Source organism: Companilactobacillus ginsenosidimutans, assembly GCF_001050475.1.
Classification (GTDB): domain Bacteria; phylum Bacillota; class Bacilli; order Lactobacillales; family Lactobacillaceae; genus Companilactobacillus; species Companilactobacillus ginsenosidimutans.
The window spans coordinates 106,062-132,898 of the sequence record NZ_CP012034.1 but is presented as its reverse complement, the minus strand read 5'-3'; the positions used below and the strand labels follow the sequence as shown (position 1 = coordinate 132,898).

At 36.5% G+C, this 26,837-nt stretch carries 31 protein-coding genes; all 31 read right to left on the bottom strand.

The features are described 5' to 3' along the window. Window positions 1-2: 2 nt before the first annotated feature. The 31 genes from hemA to ABM34_RS00615 all read right to left on the bottom strand — a co-directional run bounded on the left by hemA (window position 3) and on the right by ABM34_RS00615 (window position 26,827). Window positions 3-1,265, bottom strand: coding sequence for a glutamyl-tRNA reductase (gene hemA, locus ABM34_RS00765; RefSeq protein ID WP_048702490.1), 1,263 nt, complete (start codon window positions 1,263-1,265; stop codon window positions 3-5). A 20-nt stretch (window positions 1,266-1,285) separates the two neighbouring features. Then, the gene (locus ABM34_RS00760; protein WP_048702488.1) at window positions 1,286-1,717 is read right to left on the bottom strand and encodes a precorrin-2 dehydrogenase/sirohydrochlorin ferrochelatase family protein; all 432 of its coding nucleotides are present in this window, start codon (window positions 1,715-1,717) and stop codon (window positions 1,286-1,288) included. 2 nt (window positions 1,718-1,719) lie between these two features. Further along, window positions 1,720-3,228 carry a cobyric acid synthase gene (locus tag ABM34_RS00755; RefSeq protein ID WP_048702487.1) on the bottom strand — a complete coding sequence of 503 codons (1,509 nt, stop codon included), beginning with the start codon at window positions 3,226-3,228 and terminating at the stop codon, window positions 1,720-1,722. Continuing rightward, window positions 3,225-4,058 (bottom strand): energy-coupling factor ABC transporter ATP-binding protein, encoded by an 834-nt coding sequence (locus tag ABM34_RS00750; RefSeq protein ID WP_048702486.1) that lies wholly within the window; start codon window positions 4,056-4,058, stop codon window positions 3,225-3,227. Before ABM34_RS00750 ends, ABM34_RS00755 begins: the two co-directional genes overlap by 4 nt. Window positions 4,059-4,067: 9 nt before the next feature. Continuing rightward, window positions 4,068-4,748 (bottom strand): cobalt ECF transporter T component CbiQ, encoded by a 681-nt coding sequence (gene cbiQ, locus ABM34_RS00745; RefSeq protein WP_048702485.1) that lies wholly within the window; start codon window positions 4,746-4,748, stop codon window positions 4,068-4,070. After that, a complete protein-coding gene (locus ABM34_RS00740) occupies window positions 4,735-5,067 on the bottom strand; it encodes an energy-coupling factor ABC transporter substrate-binding protein (RefSeq protein WP_048702483.1) in 333 nt (110 codons plus the stop codon). The genes cbiQ and ABM34_RS00740 overlap by 14 nt, the downstream gene beginning before the upstream one ends. Beyond that, on the bottom strand, window positions 5,057-5,833 hold the full coding sequence (locus tag ABM34_RS00735; protein WP_048702482.1) for an energy-coupling factor ABC transporter permease: 777 nt from the start codon (window positions 5,831-5,833) through the stop codon (window positions 5,057-5,059). Before ABM34_RS00735 ends, ABM34_RS00740 begins: the two co-directional genes overlap by 11 nt. Before the next feature lie 148 nt (window positions 5,834-5,981). Continuing rightward, window positions 5,982-6,671, bottom strand: coding sequence for a cobalt-factor II C(20)-methyltransferase (locus ABM34_RS00730; RefSeq protein ID WP_048702481.1), 690 nt, complete (start codon window positions 6,669-6,671; stop codon window positions 5,982-5,984). Next, window positions 6,664-7,449 (bottom strand): sirohydrochlorin cobaltochelatase, encoded by a 786-nt coding sequence (locus tag ABM34_RS00725; protein ID WP_048702480.1) that lies wholly within the window; start codon window positions 7,447-7,449, stop codon window positions 6,664-6,666. The genes ABM34_RS00730 and ABM34_RS00725 overlap by 8 nt, the downstream gene beginning before the upstream one ends. Then, window positions 7,450-8,847 (bottom strand): uroporphyrinogen-III C-methyltransferase, encoded by a 1,398-nt coding sequence (cobA, locus tag ABM34_RS00720; protein WP_048702478.1) that lies wholly within the window; start codon window positions 8,845-8,847, stop codon window positions 7,450-7,452. Then, window positions 8,844-9,596 carry a precorrin-6A reductase gene (gene cobK / locus ABM34_RS00715; RefSeq protein ID WP_048702477.1) on the bottom strand — a complete coding sequence of 251 codons (753 nt, stop codon included), beginning with the start codon at window positions 9,594-9,596 and terminating at the stop codon, window positions 8,844-8,846. Before cobK ends, cobA begins: the two co-directional genes overlap by 4 nt. 3 nt (window positions 9,597-9,599) lie before the next feature. Continuing rightward, a complete protein-coding gene (gene cobJ, locus ABM34_RS00710) occupies window positions 9,600-10,331 on the bottom strand; it encodes a precorrin-3B C(17)-methyltransferase (RefSeq protein WP_048702476.1) in 732 nt (243 codons plus the stop codon). A 12-nt stretch (window positions 10,332-10,343) separates the two neighbouring features. Continuing rightward, window positions 10,344-11,402: a cobalt-precorrin 5A hydrolase gene (locus ABM34_RS00705; RefSeq protein ID WP_048702475.1), complete on the bottom strand. Its 1,059-nt coding sequence runs from the start codon at window positions 11,400-11,402 to the stop codon at window positions 10,344-10,346. After that, window positions 11,389-12,162, bottom strand: coding sequence for a cobalt-precorrin-4 methyltransferase (locus tag ABM34_RS00700; protein WP_048702474.1), 774 nt, complete (start codon window positions 12,160-12,162; stop codon window positions 11,389-11,391). The genes ABM34_RS00705 and ABM34_RS00700 overlap by 14 nt, the downstream gene beginning before the upstream one ends. Beyond that, complete coding sequence (locus ABM34_RS00695) at window positions 12,162-12,728, bottom strand: decarboxylating cobalt-precorrin-6B (C(15))-methyltransferase (protein ID WP_048702472.1); 567 nt, start codon at window positions 12,726-12,728, stop codon at window positions 12,162-12,164. Before ABM34_RS00695 ends, ABM34_RS00700 begins: the two co-directional genes overlap by 1 nt. Beyond that, the gene (locus tag ABM34_RS00690; protein ID WP_048702471.1) at window positions 12,718-13,320 is read right to left on the bottom strand and encodes a cobalt-precorrin-7 (C(5))-methyltransferase; all 603 of its coding nucleotides are present in this window, start codon (window positions 13,318-13,320) and stop codon (window positions 12,718-12,720) included. Before ABM34_RS00690 ends, ABM34_RS00695 begins: the two co-directional genes overlap by 11 nt. Then, entirely contained in the window at window positions 13,317-14,450 is a 1,134-nt protein-coding gene (cbiD, locus tag ABM34_RS00685) for a cobalt-precorrin-5B (C(1))-methyltransferase CbiD (protein WP_048702470.1), read from the bottom strand. The genes ABM34_RS00690 and cbiD overlap by 4 nt, the downstream gene beginning before the upstream one ends. 4 nt (window positions 14,451-14,454) lie before the next feature. Then, entirely contained in the window at window positions 14,455-15,114 is a 660-nt protein-coding gene (locus tag ABM34_RS00680; protein ID WP_083988232.1) for a cobalt-precorrin-8 methylmutase, read from the bottom strand. 10 nt (window positions 15,115-15,124) lie between these two features. After that, a complete protein-coding gene (cbiB, locus tag ABM34_RS00675; RefSeq protein ID WP_048702469.1) occupies window positions 15,125-16,078 on the bottom strand; it encodes an adenosylcobinamide-phosphate synthase CbiB in 954 nt (317 codons plus the stop codon). Then, complete coding sequence (locus tag ABM34_RS00670; RefSeq protein ID WP_048702468.1) at window positions 16,079-17,464, bottom strand: cobyrinate a,c-diamide synthase; 1,386 nt, start codon at window positions 17,462-17,464, stop codon at window positions 16,079-16,081. 2 nt (window positions 17,465-17,466) lie between these two features. Continuing rightward, window positions 17,467-18,534 carry a pyridoxal phosphate-dependent aminotransferase gene (locus ABM34_RS00665; protein ID WP_048702467.1) on the bottom strand — a complete coding sequence of 356 codons (1,068 nt, stop codon included), beginning with the start codon at window positions 18,532-18,534 and terminating at the stop codon, window positions 17,467-17,469. Then, the gene (locus ABM34_RS00660; protein WP_048702466.1) at window positions 18,534-19,052 is read right to left on the bottom strand and encodes an ECF transporter S component; all 519 of its coding nucleotides are present in this window, start codon (window positions 19,050-19,052) and stop codon (window positions 18,534-18,536) included. Before ABM34_RS00660 ends, ABM34_RS00665 begins: the two co-directional genes overlap by 1 nt. Window positions 19,053-19,073: 21 nt before the next feature. After that, entirely contained in the window at window positions 19,074-19,643 is a 570-nt protein-coding gene (locus tag ABM34_RS00655) for a cob(I)yrinic acid a,c-diamide adenosyltransferase (RefSeq protein WP_048702465.1), read from the bottom strand. A gap of 10 nt (window positions 19,644-19,653) precedes the next feature. Continuing rightward, the gene (locus tag ABM34_RS00650; protein ID WP_048702464.1) at window positions 19,654-20,433 is read right to left on the bottom strand and encodes an inositol monophosphatase family protein; all 780 of its coding nucleotides are present in this window, start codon (window positions 20,431-20,433) and stop codon (window positions 19,654-19,656) included. Then, window positions 20,430-20,888, bottom strand: coding sequence for a EutP/PduV family microcompartment system protein (locus tag ABM34_RS00645; protein WP_048702462.1), 459 nt, complete (start codon window positions 20,886-20,888; stop codon window positions 20,430-20,432). The genes ABM34_RS00650 and ABM34_RS00645 overlap by 4 nt, the downstream gene beginning before the upstream one ends. 5 nt (window positions 20,889-20,893) lie before the next feature. After that, window positions 20,894-21,574, bottom strand: coding sequence for an ECF transporter S component (locus ABM34_RS00640; protein ID WP_048702461.1), 681 nt, complete (start codon window positions 21,572-21,574; stop codon window positions 20,894-20,896). Next, window positions 21,564-23,207, bottom strand: coding sequence for an ABC transporter ATP-binding protein (locus ABM34_RS00635; protein WP_048702460.1), 1,644 nt, complete (start codon window positions 23,205-23,207; stop codon window positions 21,564-21,566). The genes ABM34_RS00640 and ABM34_RS00635 overlap by 11 nt, the downstream gene beginning before the upstream one ends. Further along, window positions 23,141-24,073: an energy-coupling factor transporter transmembrane component T gene (locus tag ABM34_RS00630; protein WP_048702459.1), complete on the bottom strand. Its 933-nt coding sequence runs from the start codon at window positions 24,071-24,073 to the stop codon at window positions 23,141-23,143. The genes ABM34_RS00635 and ABM34_RS00630 overlap by 67 nt, the downstream gene beginning before the upstream one ends. 57 nt (window positions 24,074-24,130) lie before the next feature. Then, window positions 24,131-24,481, bottom strand: coding sequence for a BMC domain-containing protein (locus tag ABM34_RS00625; RefSeq protein WP_048702457.1), 351 nt, complete (start codon window positions 24,479-24,481; stop codon window positions 24,131-24,133). Window positions 24,482-24,495: 14 nt separating this feature from the next. Beyond that, entirely contained in the window at window positions 24,496-25,671 is a 1,176-nt protein-coding gene (locus ABM34_RS00620) for an acetate/propionate family kinase (RefSeq protein ID WP_048702455.1), read from the bottom strand. A gap of 28 nt (window positions 25,672-25,699) precedes the next feature. Next, a complete protein-coding gene (locus ABM34_RS00615; RefSeq protein WP_048702454.1) occupies window positions 25,700-26,827 on the bottom strand; it encodes a 1-propanol dehydrogenase PduQ in 1,128 nt (375 codons plus the stop codon). Window positions 26,828-26,837: the final 10 nt, after the last annotated feature.

Below are 26,837 nucleotides of genomic sequence, written 5' to 3'. Positions count from 1 at the left end.
CCTTATGCATCTAGTTTAAAAATCACTTTTAATAAGTCTAAATATTTGTCAGCATCTTCAGAAGTTGAAATCTCTTTGATTTCTTTAATTGGCTCTTTCAACATCTGATTGACGATACTTTTCATATGTTTTCTAATTACCTTTTGTTCATGCTCATCTAAATCAGGCAATTTCTTCAACAAGCTGTCGTAGACATTTGATTGAATATCAACTGCCTGTTCACGCAATTGTCTAATGACCGGAACAACATTAAGTTTCTTCTGCCATAAAAAGTAATCCTCAACTTCATCGGGAACGTGCTGTTTTACTTCGTTGACCAGATGCATTTTCTCATCATGATTATCAGTAACAATTTTTGCCAATCCATCCATGTCAAAGTAATCGCAATTACTAATTTCTCTGAATGTACTTAAATTACGAGGCACACCAAGATCAACAAAAGTTATGTTGTTCAACTTCTCTTTGTTTTGATTAACCCATTCGGTTGAAAAAATAGGTTGTTTAACGGAAACAGCTGAAATAACAGCGTCCGAGTTGGTCAGTATATCTGGCAACTTGTCGAGTGGTTTAACTGCTACATCTAAGTCCATCTCATCAACGACTTTTTCAGCGCGAGAAACAGTTCTATTGACTAGAATAGTTTTCCCAAAGCCCATGGTTGATGTATTTAACAAGGCTTGTTGACTCATGGTCCCCGCTCCGATTATCGTCAGAGTTTTATCATCGAGTGTTTGTAAGTTTTCTTTTATCTGATGAATTCCCGCTTGAGTTGATGTTTCGGCATGCTCATTTATTTTGTATTCAGAATGTGTCCATTTTGCAAAGGTGATAACTTGTTGGAATAAATGATTGAACAAGACACCGACTGTATCAGCTTTTTGAGCAGTGAAGAAGGCATTTTTTACTTGGCCTAATATTTGGGCTTCGCCGACGTCTGGTGAATCTAAACCTGAAGCAACTTCAAATAAGTGACGAAGAGCTTTCTCGCCTGTTCTTAAAACTAAATAATCTGCTAATTGATCCATGTCAAAATCAAACCAATTTGATAGGAAGCGCTTGATGTAATACCGACTTGTGTGAACTTGATCGACAACTGCATAAATCTCAGTTCTTTCACAAGTAGATAAGATTACATCTTCAAGAATACTCTTCTCATCTGATAAAGCTTGATGAGCTTTTTCGAGTTCTTCCTTATCAAAAGTGATTTGTTCACGTAAATCAATTGGCATAGTTCTATAATCTATTCCCACGCAAACTATAAACATATTTATACTTCCAATACTGTTTAATTATTTCGTAACCATTCTTCTAATGCACGACGTTTTTGTTTTGTGGCAAACGGGTCCTTCCCATTGCTCGAAATTGAATAAACAAATCCGTCTTGTTCAACAGTTGAAACATTATAAAAATCTGAATTTTTTTTATTGCTTGTATTATTAACCAATTGATTAGCTGTAGCATCTTGATAGACTGCTTGATTTACTTCTGCATCATCTGTGCAGGCTAATATCAAGTCAGCATCTCGAATTAATGATTTTTTGTATCGAGATTCAACCCAATTAATTTTGTCTAAATCAAATCTGGAATCAATTTCAGGACTAATAACTGTCAGTTTGGGATTATCATTAATTAATTTTTTATATTTTCTAAAGGCAACTTTACCCCCACCAACAATTGTTACTGGACGATTGGTCAAATTAACCATAATTGGATACATAGTTATTCCACCTTTTCAGACGCATCCATAATTTCCAGAATGCGGTCAACATCAACGTTTTCAGTGAAAATTTTTGCTAATTCATCATATTGAGTTTCCTTGAAATCCTTCAATGAACCAACAATGTTCTTCAATGGTCCCAAGCCTTTGCTCTCACGAATCTGATTTAGGTAACCTCTGGTCCATTCGGGATTGTCGAAAATTCCATGAAGATAAGTACCGTAAACAGTCTTGTCATCATTTACAGCGCCATCCATATGATCGGTCTCATTACCATTTGTTTGATAAATATGAGCTAGTGGTTGAGTCCCCTCATCAAGAACTGTGCGCCCCATATGAATTTCATAGCCGTCAAGTTTAAGGTCACCAATAGTAGCTTTTGACTGAGTTGTCGTCTTGGTGTCTTCATAATAAGTTGTTGTATTTAGTAATCCAAGGCCAGCTTGTTCTTCGATATCTGACTCAACTTCATTAGCATCAATCAATTTTTTACCAAGAATCTGGTAGCCACCACAAACACCAAAAATGAAAGTTCCTCGACTGTGTAAAGCTTGGATGGCTGTGTCAAATTTTGTTTCTTTCAAGAAAGCTAAATCTTCATTAGTATTTTTACTTCCCGGAATAATGACCAAATCTGGTGTTCCAAGTTCATTGGCATTCGTAGCATATCGAACTGATACATCTGGATGCATTGCCAGACTGTTAAAGTCAGTGAAATTAGAAATCTTAGGCAGCACAACAACTACGATGTCCAAATCTTTTGAGACGTCCATTACTTTATTCTTGCGCGTTAAAGCAACACTATCTTCATCATCTATTTGAACAGATGAATATGGCATTACACCAAGAACTGGAACACCGGTAAGATCTTCAATCATGTCATTCCCGTTTTGAAGTAGTGAAACGTCTCCACGGAATTTGTTAATAATAATTCCTTTAATTCTATTTTGGTGCTTTTTAGGCAACAGTTTTATTGTTCCATAAATAGATGCAAAAACGCCACCTTTATCGATGTCAGCAACTAAAATTACAGGTGCGTCAGCAATATCTGCCATACCCATATTAACGAAATCGCGTTTATTTAAATTAATTTCAGCTGGACTACCGGCACCTTCAAGAATTACATCATCATATTCATTAGCTAGACTATTGTATGTATCAGTAACCTCACCACGAAGTTGTGGCTTGAATTCTTGATATTGTGCAGCACTCATGTCGCCAAGCACCTTTCCATTAACAACAACTTGTGAATCACTGTCGGTTGAAGGTTTTAACAAGATAGGATTCATTCTGACATCTGGCAAAATTCCGGAAGCTTCAGCTTGAAATACTTGAGCACGTCCCATTTCTTGTCCATCAGCAGTAATATATGAATTTAATGCCATATTTTGTGACTTGAAAGGAACGACTTTATCGCCTCTTTGAGCCAAATAACGACAAAGAGCAGCAACCATCCAGCTCTTACCTGAATCTGATGCTGTTCCTTGAAACATTATTGATTTTGCAGTCATAGTTTTTCTCCATATCCTGAAACATAATTCTTCAAATTTGTGTCTGCATACATTTGAGCTTGATTCTCATATAGAGGAAATCCAAGTTCACGATGCAACCTAACAATGTAAGGAACCTCTAATTTTGCTTCTTGAATTGCTTTATCGTCCTCAAAAACTTGTTCTTTCTTGCCTTCGGTAATGACCTTACCGTGACTAAGAACATAGAAATAATCACAAACCTCATACATAAAATTCATGTCATGGCTGGAAATAATTAAATGCTCGCCATCATTTAACATTTGTATGATTAAATCTTTCATACGTTCTTTACCATCAAAATCGAGTCCAGCTGTAGGTTCATCCATCAGAATCCATTTCGGCTTCATAACTAGAATCCCTGCAATAGCAACTCGTTTCTTTTGACCACCGCTCAAATATTGAACTGGTCGATCTCGTAAATCTTCAATATCTAAACTCTTAAATACCCAATCTAATCGTTCTTGAATAGTTTGTTCGTCTAATTTTAAATTACGTAAAACAAAAGCTACATCTTCTTGAACATTGGGATAAAAAATTTGATTGTCTGAATTTTGAAAAACCATGCCAATCTGCGTTCTCAGATGTCTAAGGCTCTTGTTGTTGTACTTCAGCTGTTTTCCATCAAAGAAAACATTTCCAGAAGTTGGTTTCTCAAGGCCAACAATATTTTTAAATAACGTTGACTTACCAGAACCATTTGGACCAACAAGTCCAATCGCCTGCCCAAACTTTCCGAAATCAATATTAATATCTTCAAGTTGTAGGGATTTACTGTCATATCCGAAATTCAAATGTTCCAACTTAATCATTTATTAACCTCATTTCAGATCAAAATCCCCGTTGAACAATTTCATCTCTAGGCTGTTTTGCATTGCTTCATATTTGATCATAACTTGCATAAAGAGCATCTTTAACAAAATGGAGACTGATTCAAGTGAATTCTTAAATCCCGAATAGCCTAGTCTCAGTTGTTGAGCATGAAATATTCGCATACATTCATCTAAGAAAATAAAGATGAAACGGTAAATCAACATTGTTTGTTCAACAAATAATTTTGGCAAATGTAACTGCAGCAATACTTTCATCAACTGCTGAAATGGAGTAGTTAGTGCCAAGAAATATGTACACACGATTGCTGTGAGTGCTTGAACCCCAAGCACCAATCCTTGATGCAGTGTAACTTTCGAAATACCTAAGTATGAGGAACCTACTGGAATTGACCAGAACATTACGCTTTGTTTAGCGGCAACTGTGACCACAATTCCAATAATACTAAGGATTAGAAATGGCAGGATTGGATAAAACCATTTCAAATATCGATGAACCGATACTTCGGTCACATAGATTGTGATAGTTGAAATTACTAACATTGTTAAAAATTTTAGCCAGATTATTGGTTGAAATGCTCCAACCAGACCGATAATGAATACCAGAATTTTCCACCATGCGTTATAAGTTGCGATTCGATTTTCATAGGCATATTTATCAATCACTAACATGATTTGACGTCTCTTCTTCAGCTAGTTGTTCAGCTTCACGTTGTGATTTGTTCTTACCACGAGCATATCCAAAAATATACGCAATGATACCAGTTCCCAAACTTCCTTGAAGTGTAAAGAGTAACGTTTCAATCTCACCAGATGGTGGTGTCCAGAGTGGATGTGCCCAAACTTTATAACTAGGGTCATTCTTTTTAATTTGTTCCGTACCTTTATCATCACTACCACCAAAGTGACCACTTTGAACAAATATCAATGGACCAGTGACGAGTAAAATCACTAATATTATCAAAATAATATTTTGCTTCTTATTTTTCATATAGTAATGTGCCCTCCTCTGACCAAAGCTTATTGCTGACGATCAAGTTGTAAACGATAACCGTTAGTAATCCTTCAGCAATTGCTAGAGGAATTTGCGTGACAGCGTAAATACCCATGAATTTCAACCAGGCACCCCAAAACCCATGATTTGGATCAGGAAAGACGATTGCCAACTGACTAGCTGTTGTCACGTAGGTGGATATATCGGCAAAAAATGCACAAAGAAAAATACTGATTTTTTTATTAACGTGTAATCTCTTACAAATAATTAACACGACGTAGCCGATAATTGGCCCAACTATAGTCATTGAAAATGCATTAGCACCTAAGGTTGTAAGTCCACCGTGAGCTAGCAACAGCGCTTGAAATAACAACACGATGACACCCATAATTACTAATACTCCAGGCCCAAACATTACAGTTCCCAAACCAACACCTGTTGGATGTGAAGACGAACCAGTTACTGATGGAAGCTTCAGTGAAGAGAGCACAAACACAAAAGCCCCACACAAGGCAAACATTAACTTCGTATTCTTCTGTCTGCTATCTTGTGTGATTTTTTTCAATCTATAAAGACCGTAAATAAAAAATGGAGCACTAACTGCATACCAGAAAATACACCATTTAGGGGGTAACATACCTTCCATGATATGCATGGCATAGACTGTTCCAGGTGCAATAGCAAAGCCGACAGCCATAACCAACATACATTGGACGGTAAAATCTTTGCTTAAAACTCCGATGCGACTAAAAACTTTTCTCATACATGTACCCTCAAATTGTGATTTTTTGAACACTTTATTAGTATGATTTAAAATTTTCGATATTACCAGAATATTAAGCTGATAAAGCTATAAAGTAAAAATATTAAACAAAAGGTTGATAATGCTTTCACATTTTAGTGAAAACGTTTTACTTTTTTATAATCATAGTCGAAAAATATGGAATTTCCGCTTGTTTTGTCAATTCTGAAACTTGGATAATATTTTCGTTTTCCATTGAAGCATTTGAAATGATTGTGGCATTATTTAACAAGCTTTTTTGATTTAATAAATCAAAAATCTCATCAAATTTTGCTGAAATCTTCATAATTACAATATTTTGATTATCGTCAATGAATTTGCTGATAACTTCTGTTGGTTTTGTTGCAGGTATTACAGTTAAGCTCTCTTCATCTAACATCAGTGGTTGTTTTAACGTAGCAGCAATTTGTGAAAAAGATGAAATACCAGCAACAATTTCAATCTCAATTTGAGATTCAACCAATTTTTGAATGTAGCTAAAAGTACTGTAAACAGATGGATCACCTAGAGTTAACATCCCAACATTTTTGCCAGACTTAACATCGGCAATTACTTCATCAGCCACTAATTGCCAACTTTTTTGACGCTCATCAGCATCTTTGGTCATTGGAAATTTGCGTTCTTTAATTTCAAGTGAGTCGTCAACAAAGGGTGTAGCAATCCTTAAAGCTGTACTCTTCATCCCTTTACGCGCAATCGGCGTATAGAGAATATCGAGTTCTTTGATTGCTTTAGTTGCTTTAACAGTCATCAAGTCACTGTCACCAGGGCCAACGCCGATTCCAAAAAATTTAGTCATTCTCAACACCTCTGATTGCATGACGCAAGTGTTTAGCAAATTGATTTTGAATGAATTCTGATTCACCTAAACCTACTAAATGAGTCTCAGTCGTGAATCCCTCTTTTTGTAAAATTGAATTCCATGAATGTTCATTATCTGAAGCCATATCTTTATTTGCGTGATTTCCAGCAACTAGCATGAATGGATATAAATGAACTTTTTTGATGCCATCTTGTTTCATGCGAGCCATTTCCATTTTTAGGTCAGACAAACTTTCAACAGTTCCTAGATAGTTGCGAGTTCCCATTAACATGTGATCTAAACAACCATACGCTGTAAAGGCAATATCCGTTGCTGTTCCATGTCCCATGAATAAGACACCTTCATCAGGTGCTAAAGATTTCATTCCAATCAAATAATCTTTGACACCACGATAATCAACTAAACTTGTCAATAGTGGTTTACCAATCACAAATTTTTCGAAGTCGTCTGCATATGATTTCAACGATTTAACGATCAAATGATATTCATGTCCAGGAATGATGTGGAGTGATTGAACGTACAATTCTTGATATCCAAGTGAGCGAATCTTCTCAATTGCAACCTGTGGTGTATCGATTGAAATGCCTTCATTTTCTTTAATCCGTTTCAATACAATGTTTGAGGTAAAGGCACGGAAAACATCAGCGTCTGGGAATTTCTTAGCAATTGCATTCTCAGTTGCCTCAATCGTCTTTTTACGAGTGTCAGCGTATGTCGTCCCGAAGCTGACAACTAAAATGGCAGTTTTTTTCATTTAAATTTTTCCTTCCAAAAGGTCATTAATAACTTCATTTGTTTTTGGTGTAACAAGTTTTACGTTGGTGAAACCCTGACTCAATAACAATTCTTGAACAGACTCACCCATTGCGAGAGCCTTAATTGATTTAATCGACTCAGCTTGTTCAACATCAATACTGTCCATCAAATCAGTCACAGCAACCTTGCTAATAAATAACATTTCTGTATAAGTGTCGAAATCTAAGTTGTTATTGGATGAAGTATTTCGTTGATAAATTTTGAAAAAGTTATCTTTTCCAAGGTTGTGTGAACCAGCTCCTCCGATGATTGCCACATTATCGAGCACTGCTAGTTCTTCTGCATCAATAACATCGTCGACAATAATTCCGGTATCCTTGATCATTTTGGCAAGCTTTGTTGACTTGACCAAAAGTCGAGTGTCCCCTATTGTTCTGATATCACGATTCTTCTCATTTAATTCATCGATGAATGTTTCAAAACTTGGAAAGTTTTCGAAGAAAATATTTTCATAATTCAAAATCTTTCCAATATCAAATATAGTCTTTTCATTGGTTCCACGACGATATGTGACAACACTAGCGCCATTATCACGAAGACCATTAATCAGTCGTTTTGAACCATTATCTGCTACTAATATTCTTTTACCGAAAAGTGGTAATACTGTATTGATTTCGTCGTGTAACTTCACGACATCCCCAACAGCGATGATACTTGGCGAACCAATTCCGGATTTCTGAACTTTTGCTTGGATATTATCCAAGTTTCCAGTCAAATCTCTTTGGCGCCACTGACTAGCCCACTGAATAATTGCTACAGGTGTATCTGCAGATTTCTCATTTTTTAAAAGTTGTCCGACAATCAAATCAAGATTTTCCATTCCCATCAAGAAAATCAGAGTTCCTTCTTGATGTGCAATGTTAGGCCAATCTAAACTGCCATTTTCTTTTTTTAAATGAGCGGAAATAACGTGGAAACTTGAAGCATAATCTCGATGAGTTACAGGAATTCCAGCAGCAGCTAATCCAGCAATTGCACTAGTTAAACCAGGTACAATTTCAAAATTTATTCCATTTACCTTCAAGAATTGTGCTTCTTCACCACCACGTCCGAGGACAAACGGATCTCCAGCTTTTAGACGAACAACTTTTTTCTCTTCAAGGGAAAAATCAACTAACATCTGATTGATTTGAGACTGCTTAACTTTATGATGATGAGGTAATTTACCAACATTTATTAGTTCAGCGTCTGAACTAGCATACGACAAAATAGAGGGATCAATTAGTCGATCAAACATGACTACATCAGCCTCTTGGATTCTTCTTTTGCCTTTAATAGTTAGCAGTTCTGGATTACCAGGACCTGCTCCAACTAGTGAAACTAAGCCATTACTCATGCTAGTTCCTCCATTTTCGTTTTTAAATCAGCCAGATTGTCAACTTCTACCGGATAATCTAGCTTAGGACGCTTGATGATATAACAAGGAATATTCAAATCTTGGCAAGCCTCAATTTTTTCATTAATACCACCCTGTTTGCCGCTCTCTTTAGTAACCAAAGCTGTCGCATTAGCGTGTTTGAGTAGTTCAATATTCAAACTTTTTTCAAAAGGACCGCGCATCCCATCAATTCGATCTGCTGGAACATTTAACCTCGTCAACTTTTCCATCACACGAGTAACAGGAAGCACTCTGACGTGAATTCGGTCAACCCCTAGTCTATCGATATAGTCCCCAATAGTATTGCTACCAGTAGTGAGATAAACGTTGCCAGTAGTCTTATTCAATGCATTACAAACTTGATCAATATCCTCCATCAAGACAATATTTTTGTCATTCTCATAAGTATTTTGACGCTCGAAGCGAATGTACTTGATACCTGTTTGATTGACAGCATCCATAGCATTTTGCGATGCAACTTTGGCAAATGGATGTGTGGCGTCAAGAATTAAATTGATGTCATTATTGTGAATGAATTCAACCAATTGATTAGTATCCATGGCGGCAACATTTACCTTATCATGATGTTTCAACGCTAAGTCAGCACCGTATTGTGAGACAACTGAAATAATAAAATCAACGTGACTCTCCTCCAAAAAATCAGCTATTTGTAGGCTTTCAGTAGTTCCACCCATCATTAAAATCATAAATTATAGCCTCTTTTCATAACCTCTAGGAGTAATCATTTTTCCATGTGATTCATAAGTATGTTTGTTTCCAACAATAACAATTGTTGTCATATTAATTTCAGTTTCATCTAAATCCTTGATAGTTGTGATTTTTTCAATCTCGTTCTCACGTGCGACGTCTTTACCAATACCAACCACTGTATCTTCGGACTTGTATTTAGTAATGATATTCAAGGCCTCACGTAACAATGTTGGACGTTCACGACTACGAGGGTTGTACAAACATATAACGAAATCAGATTTAGCAGCAGCGTCAATTCTGTCTTGGATAACATCCCAAGGAGTCATATGATCACTTAAACTAATGTGACAAAAATCGTTCATTAATGGCGCACCAAGTTGAGCGGCAGCTGCGATACTGGCAGTTACACCAGGAATAATTTTTACTTTAATATCACTATCACGCTTATCGACTAATTCTAAGATCAGTCCAGCCATACCATAAATTCCGGCATCCCCACTCGAGATAATTGCGACATCTTGCCCCTTCTCAGCTTCATCAATAGCTTTTTCACAGCGTTCAATTTCTCCACGCATACCATTACTAATAGTTGGTTTGTCACCAATCATGTCAGCAACGATAGCCAAATATGTTTTATAACCGACGATAACTTGAGCTTTATCGATGGCGTCAATAGCTTCTTGAGTCATTAATTCTCTTGATCCTGGTCCAATTCCAATAACGTATAACATATGATTCCTCCATTATTTATGGCTCAAGGCCATGGTGATTTCTTTTCCTTTAAATTGTTCAATTGAAACGACATTTCCACTGACAAAATTAGCTGACGACGAAGCCACATTTCCAACACCAACTGTTTTTTTAACAAACTCTGAAGATGGATAATTAATATCCACTTCGGATAATTCCTCAGCTGAATGAAATTCAGTTTCGGCATGTAATGTGTTGGCAAGATATTGAATAGCAGCTTCATTTTGTTTGACATCTATTGAAGCGATAACTGCAATTGAATCCCACGCTAAATGATGCATGCTCATAAATAATGCAAAATTTGTCTGCATCATTTCATAAGTAACATTCTTACGACAACCAACACCTAAAGCGTTCAACTTAGGAACGACATGAATAACATTGTCGTGTTTCTCAAAGTCGGTTTGATCTGAAACTATGACAATTGGTGCGTCATCAGATTCAGAAATTTCATCTTTAGGTATCTTTGTAAAGCCATTCAAAGTTGGAATTTCATTTAAGAAATAGTCTTCAACATACAAATATACTTTTTCGTGTTCAGCCAGTTTGCGATTAATTAGTTTGGTATTTTCTTTAAAATTGGGATACCAGGCATTAAGTCGTTTGGCCAACACATCGATTGAAGCCACCTTCTCAGTGTCCGTTGCCGTTGTTATTACTGGATCAGCACCTAATTGTTCAGAAAGTTGAGTCGTCCATTCATTGGCTCCACCAACGTGTCCTGACAATAAACTGATTACGTGCTTACCTAATTCATCGATTACTAAAACAGCTGGATCGGTCGTCTTGTCTTCTATGACTGGGGAAATTGTTCTAACTGCAATTCCCGTTGCCATAATTAAAATTAGACAGTCCATTTCTGTAAATAAGTTTTGAACAGTTGTTGTAAACTCACCTTTTTCGATTGAGACATCGACATTGGCATCAGCAATTCTTGATGGTGCGTAGAGTAAGACATCATGATCTGACAAAACTTTTTTCACAGAGGCACCTAGTTTAGTGCCTGTATTTGTAATTGATACTATTGCAATTTTTGATTTATTTTGTGACATCTTTCTTACCTTTTCTAAAGCCAGTAGTAAAGGTTGGGTCGTAGAGATGTGAGTAATTGTACTCGTCACCGAGGAACTCGCCGACCATAATTAGAGCAGTTCTAGTGATGTGAGCTTCTTTAACCTTGTCGCCAATATCTGCTAGCGTACCTTCAACAATTTTCTCATCTGGCCAAGTTGCTTTATAAATTACGGCAGCTGGTGTTGATTCTGGATAACCACCTTCAAGCAATTCACGGACAACTTTTCGGACACCTTGAACTGAAAGGAAAATTATCATTGATGTTTGATGTTTAGCAAATGACTGAATTGATTCTTTTTCTGGGACAGGAGTACGTCCAGACATTCTGGTAATAACGACACTTTGCGAAATCTTTGGAACAGTGTACTCAACACCCATTTGTGAGGCAGCTCCAAGAAATGAACTTACACCGGGTACGAAATCAAACGGTATGTCCTTTTTCTTCATTTCTTCAATTTGTTCACGGACTGAACCGTAAATTGAAAAGTCCCCAGTTTGTAAACGAACAACATCTTTACCTGCTTTTACAGATATATCCATGCGGTCAATGATTTCTGGTAGATCCATCTCAGCACTGTTGTAAATTTCTGCATCTTTTTTGCAATAGTCTAATAATTGCTTATTTACCAGTGAACCAGCGTAAATCACGACGTCTGCTGATTGTAATTTCTTGTAACCTTTTAAAGTGATTAAATCTGGATCTCCAGGACCCGCTCCTACAAAACTTACAATTGCCATTAGTTGTTTTCTCCCTTTTGTGCACTAATTATGATAGTTGGATTTTGTGGCTTGAAGTAGTGCCCTTTGCCAAGTTGATGCCATTTTGAAACAGCAACTTGGATGACATCTAAATCGATGAATTCTGATTTTTCCAAATACTGGATAGCTTCAAATGCGTTCTCGTTCAATATGAAATTCAAAACAAGCATCCCTTGATCATTCAAATGTTGATATGAATAATCAATTATCTTGGGAAGCTCACCACCAGATCCCCCAACAAATATTCCATCAAACTTTTTATTAGGTAAATCTGCTGGAGCATTCCCAACTTTCAAATCAATGTTTTGGATCCCGAAATGATTGATATTTTTTTGATTAATATCAATTGCATCGAGATTCTTTTCTAAAGCTGTTATTTGTAAATCTGGATATTCGAGAGCCGCTTGCATACTGACACTACCAGTTCCCGAACCAATATCTAAAAACGTCTTCTTGCCTTGTAATTGCAGTTTATCAAGACTAATGCTTCTAACTTCTGCTTTAGTCATTGGCACCTTTGTGCGAATAAATAAGTCATCCTTCATCGGTAATCAACACCACATTCATTTTGTATTTTCGATTCTTAATATCTTTTTCATTTGTTTTAGTAATAGTTTCGCCAAGGTAGCTTAAATTCTCACCAATAAAAATTGTTCGATGTTGTTGCCGTTGCTTGATCTCTTGGGCAATTTGATATGGTCCGATCTTGTCATCTGTCACCATGCAAATTGTTTTATGTTGCAGTAAAAAATCGAAATCAGGTATCCGACCATGGCTACTAGTTAAATAGCTATCATTCATCGGAATACCTACCCGGTTGAACAAATATTGAATTGAGCTAATTCCGGGAATTACTTCAACTTCTTGATTGTCGATCTCACGCTTGATCCAATTGGCAATGCCGTATAAATATGGGTCACCTGATGCAAGCAGCACAATATTTTGGTCAATATTTTTAAGTAAGAAATCTTTGAGCACCATCAATTTAGGCAATACCATTTTCTTAGCATCATCGATTTGAAAAAGTTCTAATTGTCTCTGACTACCAATCACTAAATCAGCATCCTCAACAACTCGAGAAACTTTGTTTATCATTAAATCTTCTGACCCTGGTCCAATACCGGCAACTGTAATCATTTCCAGTTCTCCTTAATATTCTCCAGACTGTCAGTAGCTGCTAGAAATTTTTGACCAGAGAAAATTACTGCATCAATTTCAACTTGTGGTTGTCTATGTGCTAGTAATTTCTCAGAACGATACTTAATTCGATCAACAATTTGTTGATAAACTTTTTGATAGCCAGCTTTGTCGATATAGTCAACCATTGAGATAGTCGTCAGACTGTTATAAACATCGTTGATTAATTGTTGAGGTGCTCCTAACAAAGCCAGATTTGCGACCATTATTTCTGCCCTGGCATCGGCATCTTTACTGTGTGTTGAAAAGATGCCACCAGCTACTTTGATAAACTTGCCTAAGTCACCAACCATTAAGACACGTTTAAATCCTAGACGCTGAACTTCATGCAGCACATAACCAACGAAGTTACTCATCTGAACTTGTTTATCTAGTGGTAGTCCGAGCACATTTTTAGTGAAATCTTCGCCATAGTTTCCCGGTGTCAAAATGATTTCATCATCGCCGCGTTCTCGATGAATATTCATTTCGATGGAAATTGAATGCTTCCAACTCTCTTCAGACATTGGTGTGACGATACCGCTTGTTCCTAAAATCGAAACGCCACCAACAATTCCCAATTTGGGATTGTAAGTTAATTTTGCAATATCAACACCTTCTGGCGCCGAGATAACGACATCAGCACCACGGTTTTCTCCGAGAATGTCTCGAACTGACTGCTTAATCATCTTTCGTGGAACTGGATTGATAGCTGCCATCCCTGGAGGGTTAGCCAAGCCTTTTTGAGTGACTCGACCAATACCTACGCCACCATCTAAAGTGACTTGATTATCATCCCTCAGATTGACTGTGGAATAGACAATCATTCCATGAGTTGCATCTTGGTCATCACCACCATCTTTTTTAATCCCGACTTTGGCTTTGTTTTCATCGAACTCAACACTTTCCAGTTGAAATTCAGCCTCTTGTCCATTGGCAGCATTAACAGTAATTTCCTCAAGTGGACTTTGGGTTAACAAAATTTTTAAAGCAGCGACTGAAGCAGCGGTAGCAGTTGTTCCCGTAGTAAAACCTTTTCGAAGGCGCTTACCGTTATAGTAAACGTAAACTTGTTCATTTTTTTCAACCATAAGACTAGTCTCCTTCGATAATATCTAGGTTGTACAAAATTGCATTAACTAATGCTGCAGCTAGGTTACTTCCACCTTTTCGATCAATATTTACGATTGATGGAATTTCACTTTCATCCAGAGCAACTTTACTTTCTTTAGCCTCAACGAAACCTACTGGGACACCGATAACAACTTTTGCATCTAGCTTACCTGCTTGTTGCATATCAATGATCTTATACAATGCTGTTGGAGCATTGCCGACAACAAACATTTTTTCAGTATCATCCTGTGCTGCTAACTTAATAGCTGCCATCGAACGAGTAATACCTCGGTCCGCTGCCAGTTTGAAGGTTGCTGGTTCAGCAATCAGACAATGATATTGAACGCCTAATTCTTCGAGCTTACGTTTATTGATTCCCGATAGCGCCATCGTTGTGTCAGTGTAAATTACACCTTGATGAGTTAAAACATGTTTAACTTTTTTGATTGCATCCCCTGTGAAACTCAATGTATCCAAGTAATCGAAATCGGCGGTTGTGTGAATTGCACGTTTGATAATGGCTGCTTCAATCTCAGAATTAAATTTATAATCAGGACGAGTTTCATTGATCTCGTCTTGAATCATTTCAAAACTTTTATCAGTTATTTTGTTGGGAATTTTAATGTATTTTCTATCTTTCAAAGTTATTCTCCTAAACGAAAATTAATCTTATTGCACAAAATACAACTAATGTAATACAAGCGGTAACATATAAAATCTGAATGGTCTTTCGTATATCAGCAACTGTGGCAGTCTTACCTGAATCGTTACCAATATAAGGTTTATCAACCACATCACCAAAATACACATGCGGACCTCCAAGCTGCAGATCAAGTGCACCTGCGACTACAGATTCAGGATATGCACTGTTTGGTGAGCGATGCTTATTGTGATCACGTTTTCCAACTTGCCAGGCCTCTTTAAAATTGAGTCTCATGACAAATGTTGTGAAGGTCATTAATACCCAGGTCAGACGTGCAGGAATGAAATTAAACACATCATCAATTTTGGCAGATGCTTCACCGATATTTTTAAAGCGCTTGTTCTTATAACCAACCATCGAATCCAATGTATTGACTGCCTTATAAATCATTGCCAGAACCGGACCGCCAATCAACAAATAAAATAAGGGAGCAATCACACCATCACTGGTATTCTCAGCAATTGTTTCAATGGTAGCTTTGGAAATTTCTTCCTCATCTAAATCATCAGTTGTTCGACCAACTATCATTGAAAGCTGGTGGCGAGCTGTTTTGATGTCTTCCTTTTTTAGTGACTTGATTATTTTCCTACCTTCAAATGCCAGTCCTTTAACCGACAAAGTTGTGTAAGCAAGATAAGTTCCAATAATCATATAGACCCAATAATTGAAATGAGCCAGATACATGATTAACCCCGTCACTAAACCAGTAACACCAACAACAGTGATCCAGAGGCAAATTCCCAGTTGAAACTGAACTTTTTCCGGATATTCATTGGATTCAATTTTTCTATCCAAATGGTCAATGAACTTACCAATCAATTTGACAGGATGTGGCCAACTGTATGGATCCCCCAAAATCAGATCGAGTATGAATCCGAAAATCGTCATCAAAATGATATTCATTTATAGGACTCCCATCGACTTAAAAATTGCCTTAGCTAACTCAACACTTTGGTAAAAATGAATGTGTAAGTAACTAGCAAACGTGTGCTTGTATTGATAACCACCAACCCAAGTACTGGCAAGTACGCCATCACGATATTTTTCCATCGTCAAAATTGTTTTCAATGACTCGGGCGAGTTTGGTTCGAAAGTCGAATGGTGAAATTCATGACCATATACAGTGGAACCCTTAATTCCGATGAAACAGTCTTGTTCAGGTATTGCCTGACAATATCCAAATTTTCTCAGTCGTTTAGTCATATGGCTTGAACCATCAAAAATTCCAGCCATTTCATGTCGACTACCATCTTCATTGTTCAAGTCTTTACCCAAATACATCAATCCACCACATTCAGCAAAAATAGGCTTACCAGCATTTGAGAAGTCACGAATTTGTTGCTTCATCGAAGTATTGTCGGCTAACTGTTGCGATTTTTCTTCAGGATATCCACCACCCAGCCATAACGCATCTACATCGGGCAAAGATTTGTCAGCAACTGGACTGAATGGGACAAGTTTTACTCCAAGATTTTCCAGCAATTCTAAATTATCTCGATAATAGAAATTAAAAGCTTCGTCCTTAGCAATTCCTATGGAAATTTTGTTGGGATGAAGCTTATTTATTTCATTTTCAAATGTACCTTGATACTCGAGTTTACTGGAACTAGCAAGTTTTAAAATGGCGTCTAAATCAATCGTTTCAGAAACGATTTTTGATAATCCTTGAATCTTTTTATCAACTGAATCGACTTCATCATCAGGTACTAGTCCCAATTGTCTTGAAGGTAATTCAAGTTCTTTATTAAATTTCATGTATCCAAGTACTGGAGTATTAGGGCAATAACGATTAACAGCAGCTTTGATTAAGTTAAAGTGATTTTCACTCATAACATTATTGATGATTACGCCAGCAATATTTACTTCCGAATCAAAGTCCACAAAACCCTTAACCACGGCCGCAGTTGAGGTTGAAATAGATTTTCCACTGACAATTAAAATCACTGGTAAGTCTAATTTTTTTGCCATAGAGGCTGTTGAATGAGCATCCTTATCGCTGCCTAATCCATCGTATAAACCCATAACGCCTTCGACGATACCAAGATCGATATCCTGAGTATCTTTTTCAAACAAATACTTCAAGGTATCATCGTCAGGAATTAAATAATCATCGACGTTACGTGATGCATGGCCAGAAACACGACTATGAAATTTCGTATCAACATAGTCAGGACCGACTTTGTAAGGCTGGACTGAATACCCGCGTTGCACTAACGCTGAAATAATTCCTAGCGTTGCACTAGTTTTACCAACACCACTCGTTGCCCCTGCAATTAAAAATTTCTTCATAGTTAACTCCTAAATAGATCTTGTAATTGTCTAACTAATTGCTGATTTTCTTCATGAGATTTCACAGCAATTCGATAGTAACCATTTTCTAAGCCGAGATAGTTGTCACAATTTCGGATTAAAATACCCTTATTAAGCAACTCTTTGTATAAATCAACGGAATCACATTTCAATAAGTAATAGTTAACTGCAGAGGGATACATCTTAATTTGAGAAATGTTAGATAATTCCGATTCTAAATATGACTTTTCGGCTGACAACCAATTTGCAGTAGCTTTGGCATATTCATTATCATTAAACACTTCAGGTCCTAATTCAGCAGCAAATGTGTTGACCGACCAAGGTTCACAGTAATCCACTAAAGTATTTAGAAATTGTTTATTTGGCAACAAAGCCATACCTAAACGTAAGCCTGGAATTGCAAAATATTTTGTTAAAGATTTGATAATTACAACATTGTCGTCTTCGTCAATTTTATCGACAAAAGTGTAATCAGATTTCTTGGCAATAAATTCGTTGAAAGCTTCATCAACAATCAACCAAATACCGCGATCCTGGCAATAATGTGCTAAGTGGTCGATGGCAAATTTACTGACCAACGTTCCACTTGGATTATTTGGATTACATAGACAAATCGTATCGATTTCGTGATGATTATTTAAGTAGTCGATAAATTTGTTCATATCTAAGTTAAAATCATTTTCTTCTTGAAGATAATAATGAAGTACTTCCGCCCCACTTTTAGAAAATGCATGCTCGTACTCTCCAAAAGTTGGTGCCAACAATAAAGCATGTTTTGATTCCAAGATTTCAATGATATTAAAAATCAAATCAACTGAACCATTACCGACCCATATTTTCTCAGGATCATAATTATAGAGATCACCCAAATCTTTACGCAAATTCTTATATTCGACATCTGGATAGTAAATCAAGTTTGGAAGTGACTTTTTTATACTACTAATTAGTGTTTCTGGAACGCCCAAGGGATTAATATTTGCACTAAAATCAACAATTGGAACTGTTGAAGATAGCTCTCGACCGTATCCTCCATGCTTAACTTGAGACATTATTTTTTGTCCTCACTTTTGAAAATATCCAAAATTCTTGGGAAACGTTTCTTCAATAAAATGAATACTACTTCAGCCAAAATAATGTTGACGATTGCTGCAATTGTGAGTGGAGTAAAGTAAACATAAACTGCTTGTTTTAAAATTGGGTATAACAAAACTAATTCCAAAGGAACGTTTAATGCGTATGCTACAACATCGGAAAGAATAATATATTTCCAATCCAATGCACGTTTACCACGACGAATTAATGCATAAACTGCCATTGTTACCATCATGCAAAAACCAATTATTAAATGAACTGGTAAAGTTAATGGAAATCCTGATAAAAGCGCTGACACTAAATGTCCAAATAATCCTAGAAAGGCACCAGCAACAGGTCCTAATGCTAAGGCTCCAAAAAAGGCTGGAAATGAATCTAAGGCTACTGAACCCATTATTTTGATATTGGCACCTACGATACATAAAGCTAAAATAATTGCGGTAAAAGTTAATTTCTTAATACGTGTGTTGTTCATATGGTGCTCCCCTAAAATTTATTATCTAAAAATAATTTTACTGTTACGATATTCAACTTCATCGCTGCCCTCTAAGACATTCGCATAACGTGACAAAGTGAAAAAACAATCTGACAATCGATTAATGAATTTTAAAACCTCTTCGTTGATAGGTTCATCTTGCATCAAATCAACAATTGAACGCTCCGCTCTTCTGGTGACAGTTCGATCAACATGGAGATTCGATGCCGTCTTACATCCCCCTGGCAATATGAACTTCTGAACTTTCGGTAATTCTTTTGTATATTCATCAATTCTCGATTCCAACCACTCAGTTGCGTGGTTGTCTGCAGTGAAAACAAAAGGCCGCTTAGTCTGAGTTGGCGACTTAGCTAAATCAGACCCGCAGTCAAATAGTAGCTGTTGTATCTCGAATAATTCTTCACGAAATACCATTGTTTTTTCAGATAAATCAGAAATTGTTAAACCTACAAAAGAATTCAATTCATCGATTGTTCCATATGATTCAACTCTTTTGTCTGACTTATATAGGACATCGTGTTCAATAATTCTCGTCTTACCTTTATCGCCTGTTCGGGTGTAGATTTTCATATTTGGACTCCTAATAAGCTTGAATTTTTCTAATATCACGATAAGTTTGTGGATTAGCAACCATAATGTGGTTCACTTTGGCAAGGTTGATTGAATTACCATTAACACTACTAATTCTGTAACCTAGTGCTTGAACTAAAACATTCCCAGCAGCTATATCCCAAGGATTTAATGAAGCTAAATATGCGATATGTTTACCAGTAATTACTTCGACAAACTCTAATCCGGCACTACCCATAACTCTGATTCCAGCACTGTTCTTGGCAATTCGAATTTCTTCGAAGGCATTCTTCAAGAATTGACGCCAAGAAACACCAACCAATCCCTCTCTTAAAGGTAAGTCGACAGCAGGATTTAATTTAGTGTCATTACAATAGACACCAGTTTCCATTCCACCCCAGTACAACTCATTATTCATAACGTCCATAATACCGGCACACAGGGGCTCCCCGTCGTAATAAACACCAATCATAATTGCAAAACAATCGTGCTTTTTAACCAAGTTAAGTGTTCCATCAATTGGATCAACGAAAAATACTAATCCATTATTGATTTGGGAATAATCTTTTTCCTTTTTCTCTTCACCAATTATTAGTGATTCTGGATACTTATCGGAAATATTTTTGTCGAGCATTTGTTCAACTGCGTCATCAATACTAGTAACTAAGTCATATTCACCTGACTTAGAACGAATATCATTAATAGAATTTAGATGCTCATGGACATATTTATTTGCCGACAAAATCCAAGTTGTGATGTCATTCAATACGTCTTTTTCTGTCGGTTTCATTTTTTAACCACATCCTCTTTCAAGTAATCAATTAAAGCTTGAATCTCATTTTCTGGAGATGGATCCTCCACATTGGAAATATAAAAAATCTTATGAGCGCCTGCTAATATCAACTGATTCTTGGCAAACTCGATATCAGAATCCTTTTCTGCCAAATCAATTTTGGTGACAACACCAATTGATGGTTTTAAAAACATCTGTGCGAATCCCGGAGAAAATACCTGGCGGTGGTCAATAACACTTTGCATCATTACCACGACATCAGAAGCATTTGCGGTCACATTCAAGGCTGAGTACATACGGCGATGCTCAGTAAACTCACCTGGTGAGTCAATCAAGTTATTAAAATATTCAATTGCCTGAGTTTTATCGTAACTACGCTTCTCATTCATCATTACTTGTTTGAAAGTAGTTTTACCGCAGCCCACGGCACCAACCAAAAATGCTTTTTTCATATTTCTCACTCCTGCTGATTATTAAATAAATCATACTTAGCCCGGTATCTTTGAAAGATCTTCATCCAGGCTTTTCCTAATAGCAGTAACAAAACTGCTGTAAATATTGCATGTGTGACATCAAACGGAAAACTAGCAACTAATGCGGCTATTGAACTTTTGGGTGTAATCGGTTTCACAAAGCCTAAAATAAAATAGATATCCATTATCCAGCCATACAAGAATCCAGATACAAATCCCCACGCTGTTATTACCCAAATAGAGACTTTTTTATTCGCCATTAAACCGGAAATAATTCCGACAATTCCCAGTGAAAACATTTGCCAAGGAGTCCATGCTCCCTGTCCAAAATACATATTTGAAGCCAAGGCAATAATCGTTCCCATTAGAAATCCTGTTTCAGGACCACTGACCAGTGCTCCCAGAATCAAAATGAATAATTCCGGTTTCATTGAAGAAAACGCCGCTAAAACGACTCGTCCAGCAACGGCCAAGGCACAAATTATTGCGATGAATACAACCTCACGAGAATTCTTCCCCGACTTCTCAAATTTCCAAAAGTAGACTCCCATTGTTACGAACAATAATACAAACGACAGTAGTAAATAATTTTTACTACCCAAAGCATCTAATAGCACCAAAATAACAATTGATGCAACTAATAATAGCCATAACTTACGATTCATTTTTAACAATATCCTCCCATATCAAAGCTTGCGCAAATTGATCTCGCGTCGCCTTGTTGATTTCAGTCGTGTAGAAATATTTATTTGGAAAGAACTCGATTGGTGGATCGAAAGTTCCCAATCTACCATCAAACATTAACGAAACAAAGTCGAAATATTTACTAGAAAACAAAACATCATGGGTACTAGCTAATATCGTTCCACCTTGTTCCTGATAGTTGCGAAGCATTTTTGCAACTTGTTGTTTCATATTAGGGTCTAACCCTTTAGTCGGCTCATCCAAAATGAGTAATTCCGGATTCTTAATTAATCCAATTACTAATGCTAAATATTCTTGTTGTCCACCACTGATATCATAGGGACTAACATTTTTAATTTCTGTAAGTTGAAATTTTTCAAGATATTGATTAACTAAATCATCATTAACTTGTTCATTTGATTGTTGTAACTGATAAGAAATCTCTTCTTGAACACTATCTGTAACAAACAAAAGTGAGGGATTCTGAGGTAAGATAAACAACTTATCAAAGAATTTTTGACCCATCTTGTTTGTCTTACGACCTTCAATAAAAACTGTGCCACTCAACTGCTCTAGTTGTTTGGTAATAACACGCAACAAGGTTGTTTTACCGACACCATTGGGTCCAAGAATCGCATAAGACTTTCCCTTTTTCAGATTGAAAGTAATATCATCCAAAATGTTTCGGGCATTAAACTCAAATCTAAATGTCAGACGTTTAACACTTAGTTCATCAGTTTCAGAAGAACTACCTTTTCTCGAAATATGGTCTTCATACTTCAGATAATCCGATTGTTGCTGAATTATCTGATTCATTCTTCTGTTAGTTAGCGGAAGTTTTACATTTGGAAAAACTTCATCAAGCTGGCTTTCTAAAAATAATCTGTCAGTTTGAGGAAGATAATTTTTGAAATCAGGCTCCGTAAATAATTTTCTCAATGCAGAGTCAGTTTTTTCATCCATGCCAATACTTCCGTTATCAACCAGTACCACACGATTCACGAAAAATACCGCCTGCTCAATAGAATGCTCAACCAAGATAATTGTGATGTTCAAATCGCTATTGATTTTTTCCACCATTCGCAAAAATTTCTCTGACGTAATTGGATCGAGCTGTGACGTGGGTTCGTCCAACAACAAAATATCTGGATTAAGAATTAATGCTGAAGCTAAATTAATGATTTGTTTTTGACCACCGGACAATTGATCTTCCTTAAGGTCCATTAAGTCGACGATGTCAAAGTAACTGGCAATTTCAGCAATTTTCGAATGGATTTGATCTGCATCTACTCCCATATTTTCCAAAACAAAATGGAACTCATCTCGCGCAGTTTCCGTGACCATTTGATTATCGACAAACTGCGAAATATATGCGACGTGACTAAAATCATTGTCATTTTCACCGCCAAACAACGTCAATTTACCATCTACCGACTTTCCTAAAGCTAATTCTGGTTTAAGTTGTCGAAGTAAAGTACTTTTGCCACTACCAGTTTTCCCAATGATAAGTGCAAAGTCACCCTTATTTATGGTCAAATTGACATTTTTTAACGATACTTTTGAGCTGTTGGAGTACTTGAAACTGTAGTTCTCGAAACGAACGATTTCCACCATAAGTAATGAAACTCTCCTATCATTATTGGATACAAGATTGCGATGAGGTTAAGCAAGATAATAATTCCTATTAACCAAGTAAATTGGAAATCAACATTGCCAGATCCAAAATCAACTTGCCCAATACCTTGAGTAATCATCACAATATTAAAAATAATAGAAATTGTGACGATTGTTCTCAAAATGAAGTCGCTTAACTTATTGTTCTCATGCACAAAACTTTGTCTCCTTTGATTGTACCCTTTACTGATAAGTGAGTCAGACATGTTCATGAAGTTAGCAATCGACTTATTTAAGACAATTTCATTCATATACATGCCTTGTTTAATTCTCTGAATGAAACCGCTATTCCTTGTAGGAGAACTGTTACGGAATTTATATAGTTGTCTGACATCATTGAATATTCCCATGATTTTAGGGATAAATTTGACCGTTAAGATAAAAATAATGGCTATACTTTTGAAAACATTAGACAAGATTTCGAAAATCAATTTTGTATGCGTTAACGCATCATAGATATAAAACGACCACAAAATGTTCATGAATGAAATTCCCAGGATAAATGCGTTCGTAAGTGACTGAGTTGAAACTACAATTAAAGGCAATTTCAGTAACACAGTCGTTCCATTTTGATTAATGAATAAATTGAACAACATCGTCAATAAGAAAATTAAAAACGAGCCCTTCATGAAGTTGGCAAATTTTTCTTTTCTAACTAACCAACTTGTAAACAGTAAGCATATTAAAATGCCGATTGTTATATATGGATTATTGAAGATTAAAGCAATGAAAATGATGTTGACTAAATACATTAAAATAGTCAGGTTATTGACACTCAAAGTGAAATTTTTGATTAGTTTGTTCATAATTTTCCCCAGAAAAAAATAAAAGGGCACACTGAAATAGTGTGACCATTTTATTTTTTATGATTTTGTTATTTCAGGGATATCGAACCCTAGATTTTGATGTAATGCATCGATACCTTTTTTCAAGGCAGACTCAACCGAGCTGACATCCCCAGTTAAAACAACCGAACCACTAAAACGGTCGATAAAAGCAATTTTAACATCTCCTGCTTTGCTGGCAATATCAGAAATGATAGCTGCCGCTTCAGGTGGCGTTATGGTAATTATACCAATAGAAATATCAGTTTCATCGATTCCAATACTTCTTAAGATTTTTGTATCAGGCATAGCGATAACATGAGCTAATGTAATCTGTTTTCCTGGTACTGATTCTTGTATAACTCTTCTCAATCCGTTGTGTTCTGCCATTTTATTCATCCTAATTAAACTAATCTAAATACGTCTCGAGCAATAACAATCTCTTCATCAGTTGGGATGACCGCAACGTTGACTTTGCTTTCATCAGAACTAATTACGATTTCGTTAGTATCATTTCGTCCATCATCAATTTCAGCACCAACATAGTGGAAGTTCTCCATGACAGCTTTTCTAATTGAAGCATCATGTTCACCGACTCCGGCTGTAAACACGATAGTATCAACGCCATCTAGTTCCGCAATGTATTGACCAATATAAATTTGAATACGATGAACGAATGCTTTAATTGCCATTTGGGCACGCTTGTTGCCCTCTTTGGCTGCCTTCTCGACATCACGAAGGTCGTTTGACACTCCTGAGACACCAAGTAAACCAGATTTCTTATTCAACAGATCTGTAATCTGCTGTGTGCTTAACCCTTCATTTTCCTGAAGGAAGGGAATGATTTGTGGGTCAATGTCACCGGAACGAGTTCCCATAATTAATCCAGCTAGTGGTGAGAATCCCATTGAATTATCGATAGTTTTTCCATCTTTAATCGCTGAGATACTTGCGCCACTTCCGATGTGACAACTAATAATCTTTGAATCTGCATTAGGGAACAAATCTTGAACTTGTTCAGTAATGTAAAGATGACTAGGTCCATGGAAACCAAAACGTTTAATACCATATTTTTGGTAATATTCGTAAGGCAAGGCATAAAGTGCATTTTCTGGAGGAATGGTTGAATTAAACGCTGTATCAAAAACCGCCACTTGTGGTGTGTTAGGTAACAACTTGTCAAACGCTTTGATACCTAATAAGTTGACTGGATTATGTAATGGTGAGAGCACAGAGTATTCATCGATAGTCTTTTCAACATCATCATCAACGATGACTGATTTTTCGTATTTTTCCCCACCATTGGAAATACGATGTCCGACACCTTTAATCTCGTTCAAATCTGCAACAATCTTGTTATTAATCAAACTATCAATAACTAGATGGACAGCTTCTTCATGATTTGGAATACTCTTAGTAATCTTTTTCTTTTGATCACGGAATGACTCTTCAAAAACGGCATCATCATGTCCGATCTTGTCGACCATACCTTTTGTAATTACATTTTCCTCGGGCATTTCATACAATTTGAACTTTAAAGATGAGCTCCCAGAATTAATTGATAAAATTTTTGATACCATATTATCCCATCCACTTCTAAAAATTTAACTAGCCAATAACTTTTTCATAAATTGCACGTAAATCATCATCGCTAGGAACGACTGGATTACCTGGGAAGGTACCATCTTTCTTAGCATATTTAATAATTCTGTCAGTTTCTTTGACAGCTTCATTATGATCGACACCAAAAGCACGTAATGATTTAGGACAATTCATCTCCATCATCATTTGGTGAATGGTTCTTTCAATCTTTCTAACAGCAACTTTATCACCAACACCGTTACTTACTAAACCACACTTACGTGCAGCAGCAGCATACTTGTGAAGAGCAAGGTCACTGTTAGCAGCGTTATATTCTACGACATATGGAAGTGTCATTGCACATGCTAGACCATGTGGAACGTGGAATGTTGCACCCAATTGGTGAGCAATTGAGTGGGCAATTCCTAATCCAGCCGCATTAAATGCCATACCGGCAGCTGTTGAAGCTTCATGAACAGTCTTTCTCAATTCATAGTTCTTAGGTTGTTTCATAACAACTTCCACTAAGTCATCAAAAATTACGCTCATAGCTTTTTCAGCAAATGCATCTGTGAACAAGTCACTATCTTTAGCTACTAATGATTCAAGTGAGTGTGTTAGAACATCCAAACCTGAATATGCAGCAACTGAAGCTGGTGCGCTCATTACTAATTCAGGATACAACAATGAAATATCAGGAATTAAGTAATCGTCCATAATTGGGAACTTAACATTATTTTTTTCATCTGTAATAACAGCCGTATTAGTAACTTCTGAACCAGTACCACTTGTTGTAGGGATACCGATAAAGCAACCAACTTTAGAGTTAGCAACTTTTTCACCAAAGAAACGAATTGCTTTAGCTGTATCGATGGCAGAACCACCACCAACAGCGATAATTACAGTTGGTTTGACTTTATCAAACACACGGACACCAGCAATAATATTTGTTAGTGGAGGGTTTGGTTTAACATCAGAAAATACTTCAACGTGGTTATTTGCATGAACATGACTACGAATTTTATTCAGCTCATCACTACCATCAAGGAATGGATCGCAAACCATAAGGATTGTTTGATCTTTAATGGCGTCGAGAGTATCGAGGCTATCTTTACCACTAATTACATGTGGTTTTAAACTAAAATCTACTACCATTATTTACACT

Coding starts and splice junctions, on each gene's coding strand:
- ABM34_RS00760 (WP_048702488.1), bottom strand. CDS start 1,717: ATGTATCCAATTATGGTTAATTTGACCAATCGTCCAGTAACAATTGTT.
- ABM34_RS00705 (WP_048702475.1), bottom strand. CDS start 11,402: ATGTCACAAAATAAATCAAAAATTGCAATAGTATCAATTACAAATACA.
- ABM34_RS00630 (WP_048702459.1), bottom strand. CDS start 24,073: ATGAACAAACTAATCAAAAATTTCACTTTGAGTGTCAATAACCTGACT.
- ABM34_RS00755 (WP_048702487.1), bottom strand. CDS start 3,228: ATGACTGCAAAATCAATAATGTTTCAAGGAACAGCATCAGATTCAGGT.
- ABM34_RS00635 (WP_048702460.1), bottom strand. CDS start 23,207: ATGGTGGAAATCGTTCGTTTCGAGAACTACAGTTTCAAGTACTCCAAC.
- ABM34_RS00645 (WP_048702462.1), bottom strand. CDS start 20,888: ATGAAAAAAGCATTTTTGGTTGGTGCCGTGGGCTGCGGTAAAACTACT.
- cobJ (WP_048702476.1), bottom strand. CDS start 10,331: ATGTTATACGTTATTGGAATTGGACCAGGATCAAGAGAATTAATGACT.
- ABM34_RS00625 (WP_048702457.1), bottom strand. CDS start 24,481: ATGGCAGAACACAACGGATTGAGAAGAGTTATACAAGAATCAGTACCA.
- cbiD (WP_048702470.1), bottom strand. CDS start 14,450: ATGGTTGAAAAAAATGAACAAGTTTACGTTTACTATAACGGTAAGCGC.
- ABM34_RS00750 (WP_048702486.1), bottom strand. CDS start 4,058: ATGATTAAGTTGGAACATTTGAATTTCGGATATGACAGTAAATCCCTA.
- ABM34_RS00735 (WP_048702482.1), bottom strand. CDS start 5,833: ATGAGAAAAGTTTTTAGTCGCATCGGAGTTTTAAGCAAAGATTTTACC.
- ABM34_RS00725 (WP_048702480.1), bottom strand. CDS start 7,449: ATGAAAAAAACTGCCATTTTAGTTGTCAGCTTCGGGACGACATACGCT.
- ABM34_RS00690 (WP_048702471.1), bottom strand. CDS start 13,320: ATGATTACAGTTGCCGGTATTGGACCAGGGTCAGAAGATTTAATGATA.
- ABM34_RS00615 (WP_048702454.1), bottom strand. CDS start 26,827: ATGGTAGTAGATTTTAGTTTAAAACCACATGTAATTAGTGGTAAAGAT.
- hemA (WP_048702490.1), bottom strand. CDS start 1,265: ATGTTTATAGTTTGCGTGGGAATAGATTATAGAACTATGCCAATTGAT.
- cobK (WP_048702477.1), bottom strand. CDS start 9,596: ATGATTTTAATGATGGGTGGAACTACTGAAAGCCTACAAATAGCTGAT.
- cbiB (WP_048702469.1), bottom strand. CDS start 16,078: ATGAATATCATTTTGATGACGATTTTCGGATTCATACTCGATCTGATT.
- ABM34_RS00655 (WP_048702465.1), bottom strand. CDS start 19,643: ATGAAAATCTACACCCGAACAGGCGATAAAGGTAAGACGAGAATTATT.
- cobA (WP_048702478.1), bottom strand. CDS start 8,847: ATGAGTAATGGCTTAGTTTCACTAGTTGGAGCAGGTCCTGGTAATCCA.
- ABM34_RS00740 (WP_048702483.1), bottom strand. CDS start 5,067: ATGAAAAATAAGAAGCAAAATATTATTTTGATAATATTAGTGATTTTA.
- ABM34_RS00700 (WP_048702474.1), bottom strand. CDS start 12,162: ATGGCAATTGTAAGTTTTGTAGGAGCGGGTCCTGGAGATCCAGATTTA.
- ABM34_RS00730 (WP_048702481.1), bottom strand. CDS start 6,671: ATGACTAAATTTTTTGGAATCGGCGTTGGCCCTGGTGACAGTGACTTG.
- ABM34_RS00695 (WP_048702472.1), bottom strand. CDS start 12,728: ATGAAGGATGACTTATTTATTCGCACAAAGGTGCCAATGACTAAAGCA.
- ABM34_RS00665 (WP_048702467.1), bottom strand. CDS start 18,534: ATGTCTCAAGTTAAGCATGGAGGATACGGTCGAGAGCTATCTTCAACA.
- ABM34_RS00620 (WP_048702455.1), bottom strand. CDS start 25,671: ATGGTATCAAAAATTTTATCAATTAATTCTGGGAGCTCATCTTTAAAG.
- ABM34_RS00670 (WP_048702468.1), bottom strand. CDS start 17,464: ATGAAGAAATTTTTAATTGCAGGGGCAACGAGTGGTGTTGGTAAAACT.
- ABM34_RS00640 (WP_048702461.1), bottom strand. CDS start 21,574: ATGAATCGTAAGTTATGGCTATTATTAGTTGCATCAATTGTTATTTTG.
- ABM34_RS00660 (WP_048702466.1), bottom strand. CDS start 19,052: ATGAACAACACACGTATTAAGAAATTAACTTTTACCGCAATTATTTTA.
- cbiQ (WP_048702485.1), bottom strand. CDS start 4,748: ATGTTAGTGATTGATAAATATGCCTATGAAAATCGAATCGCAACTTAT.
- ABM34_RS00650 (WP_048702464.1), bottom strand. CDS start 20,433: ATGAAACCGACAGAAAAAGACGTATTGAATGACATCACAACTTGGATT.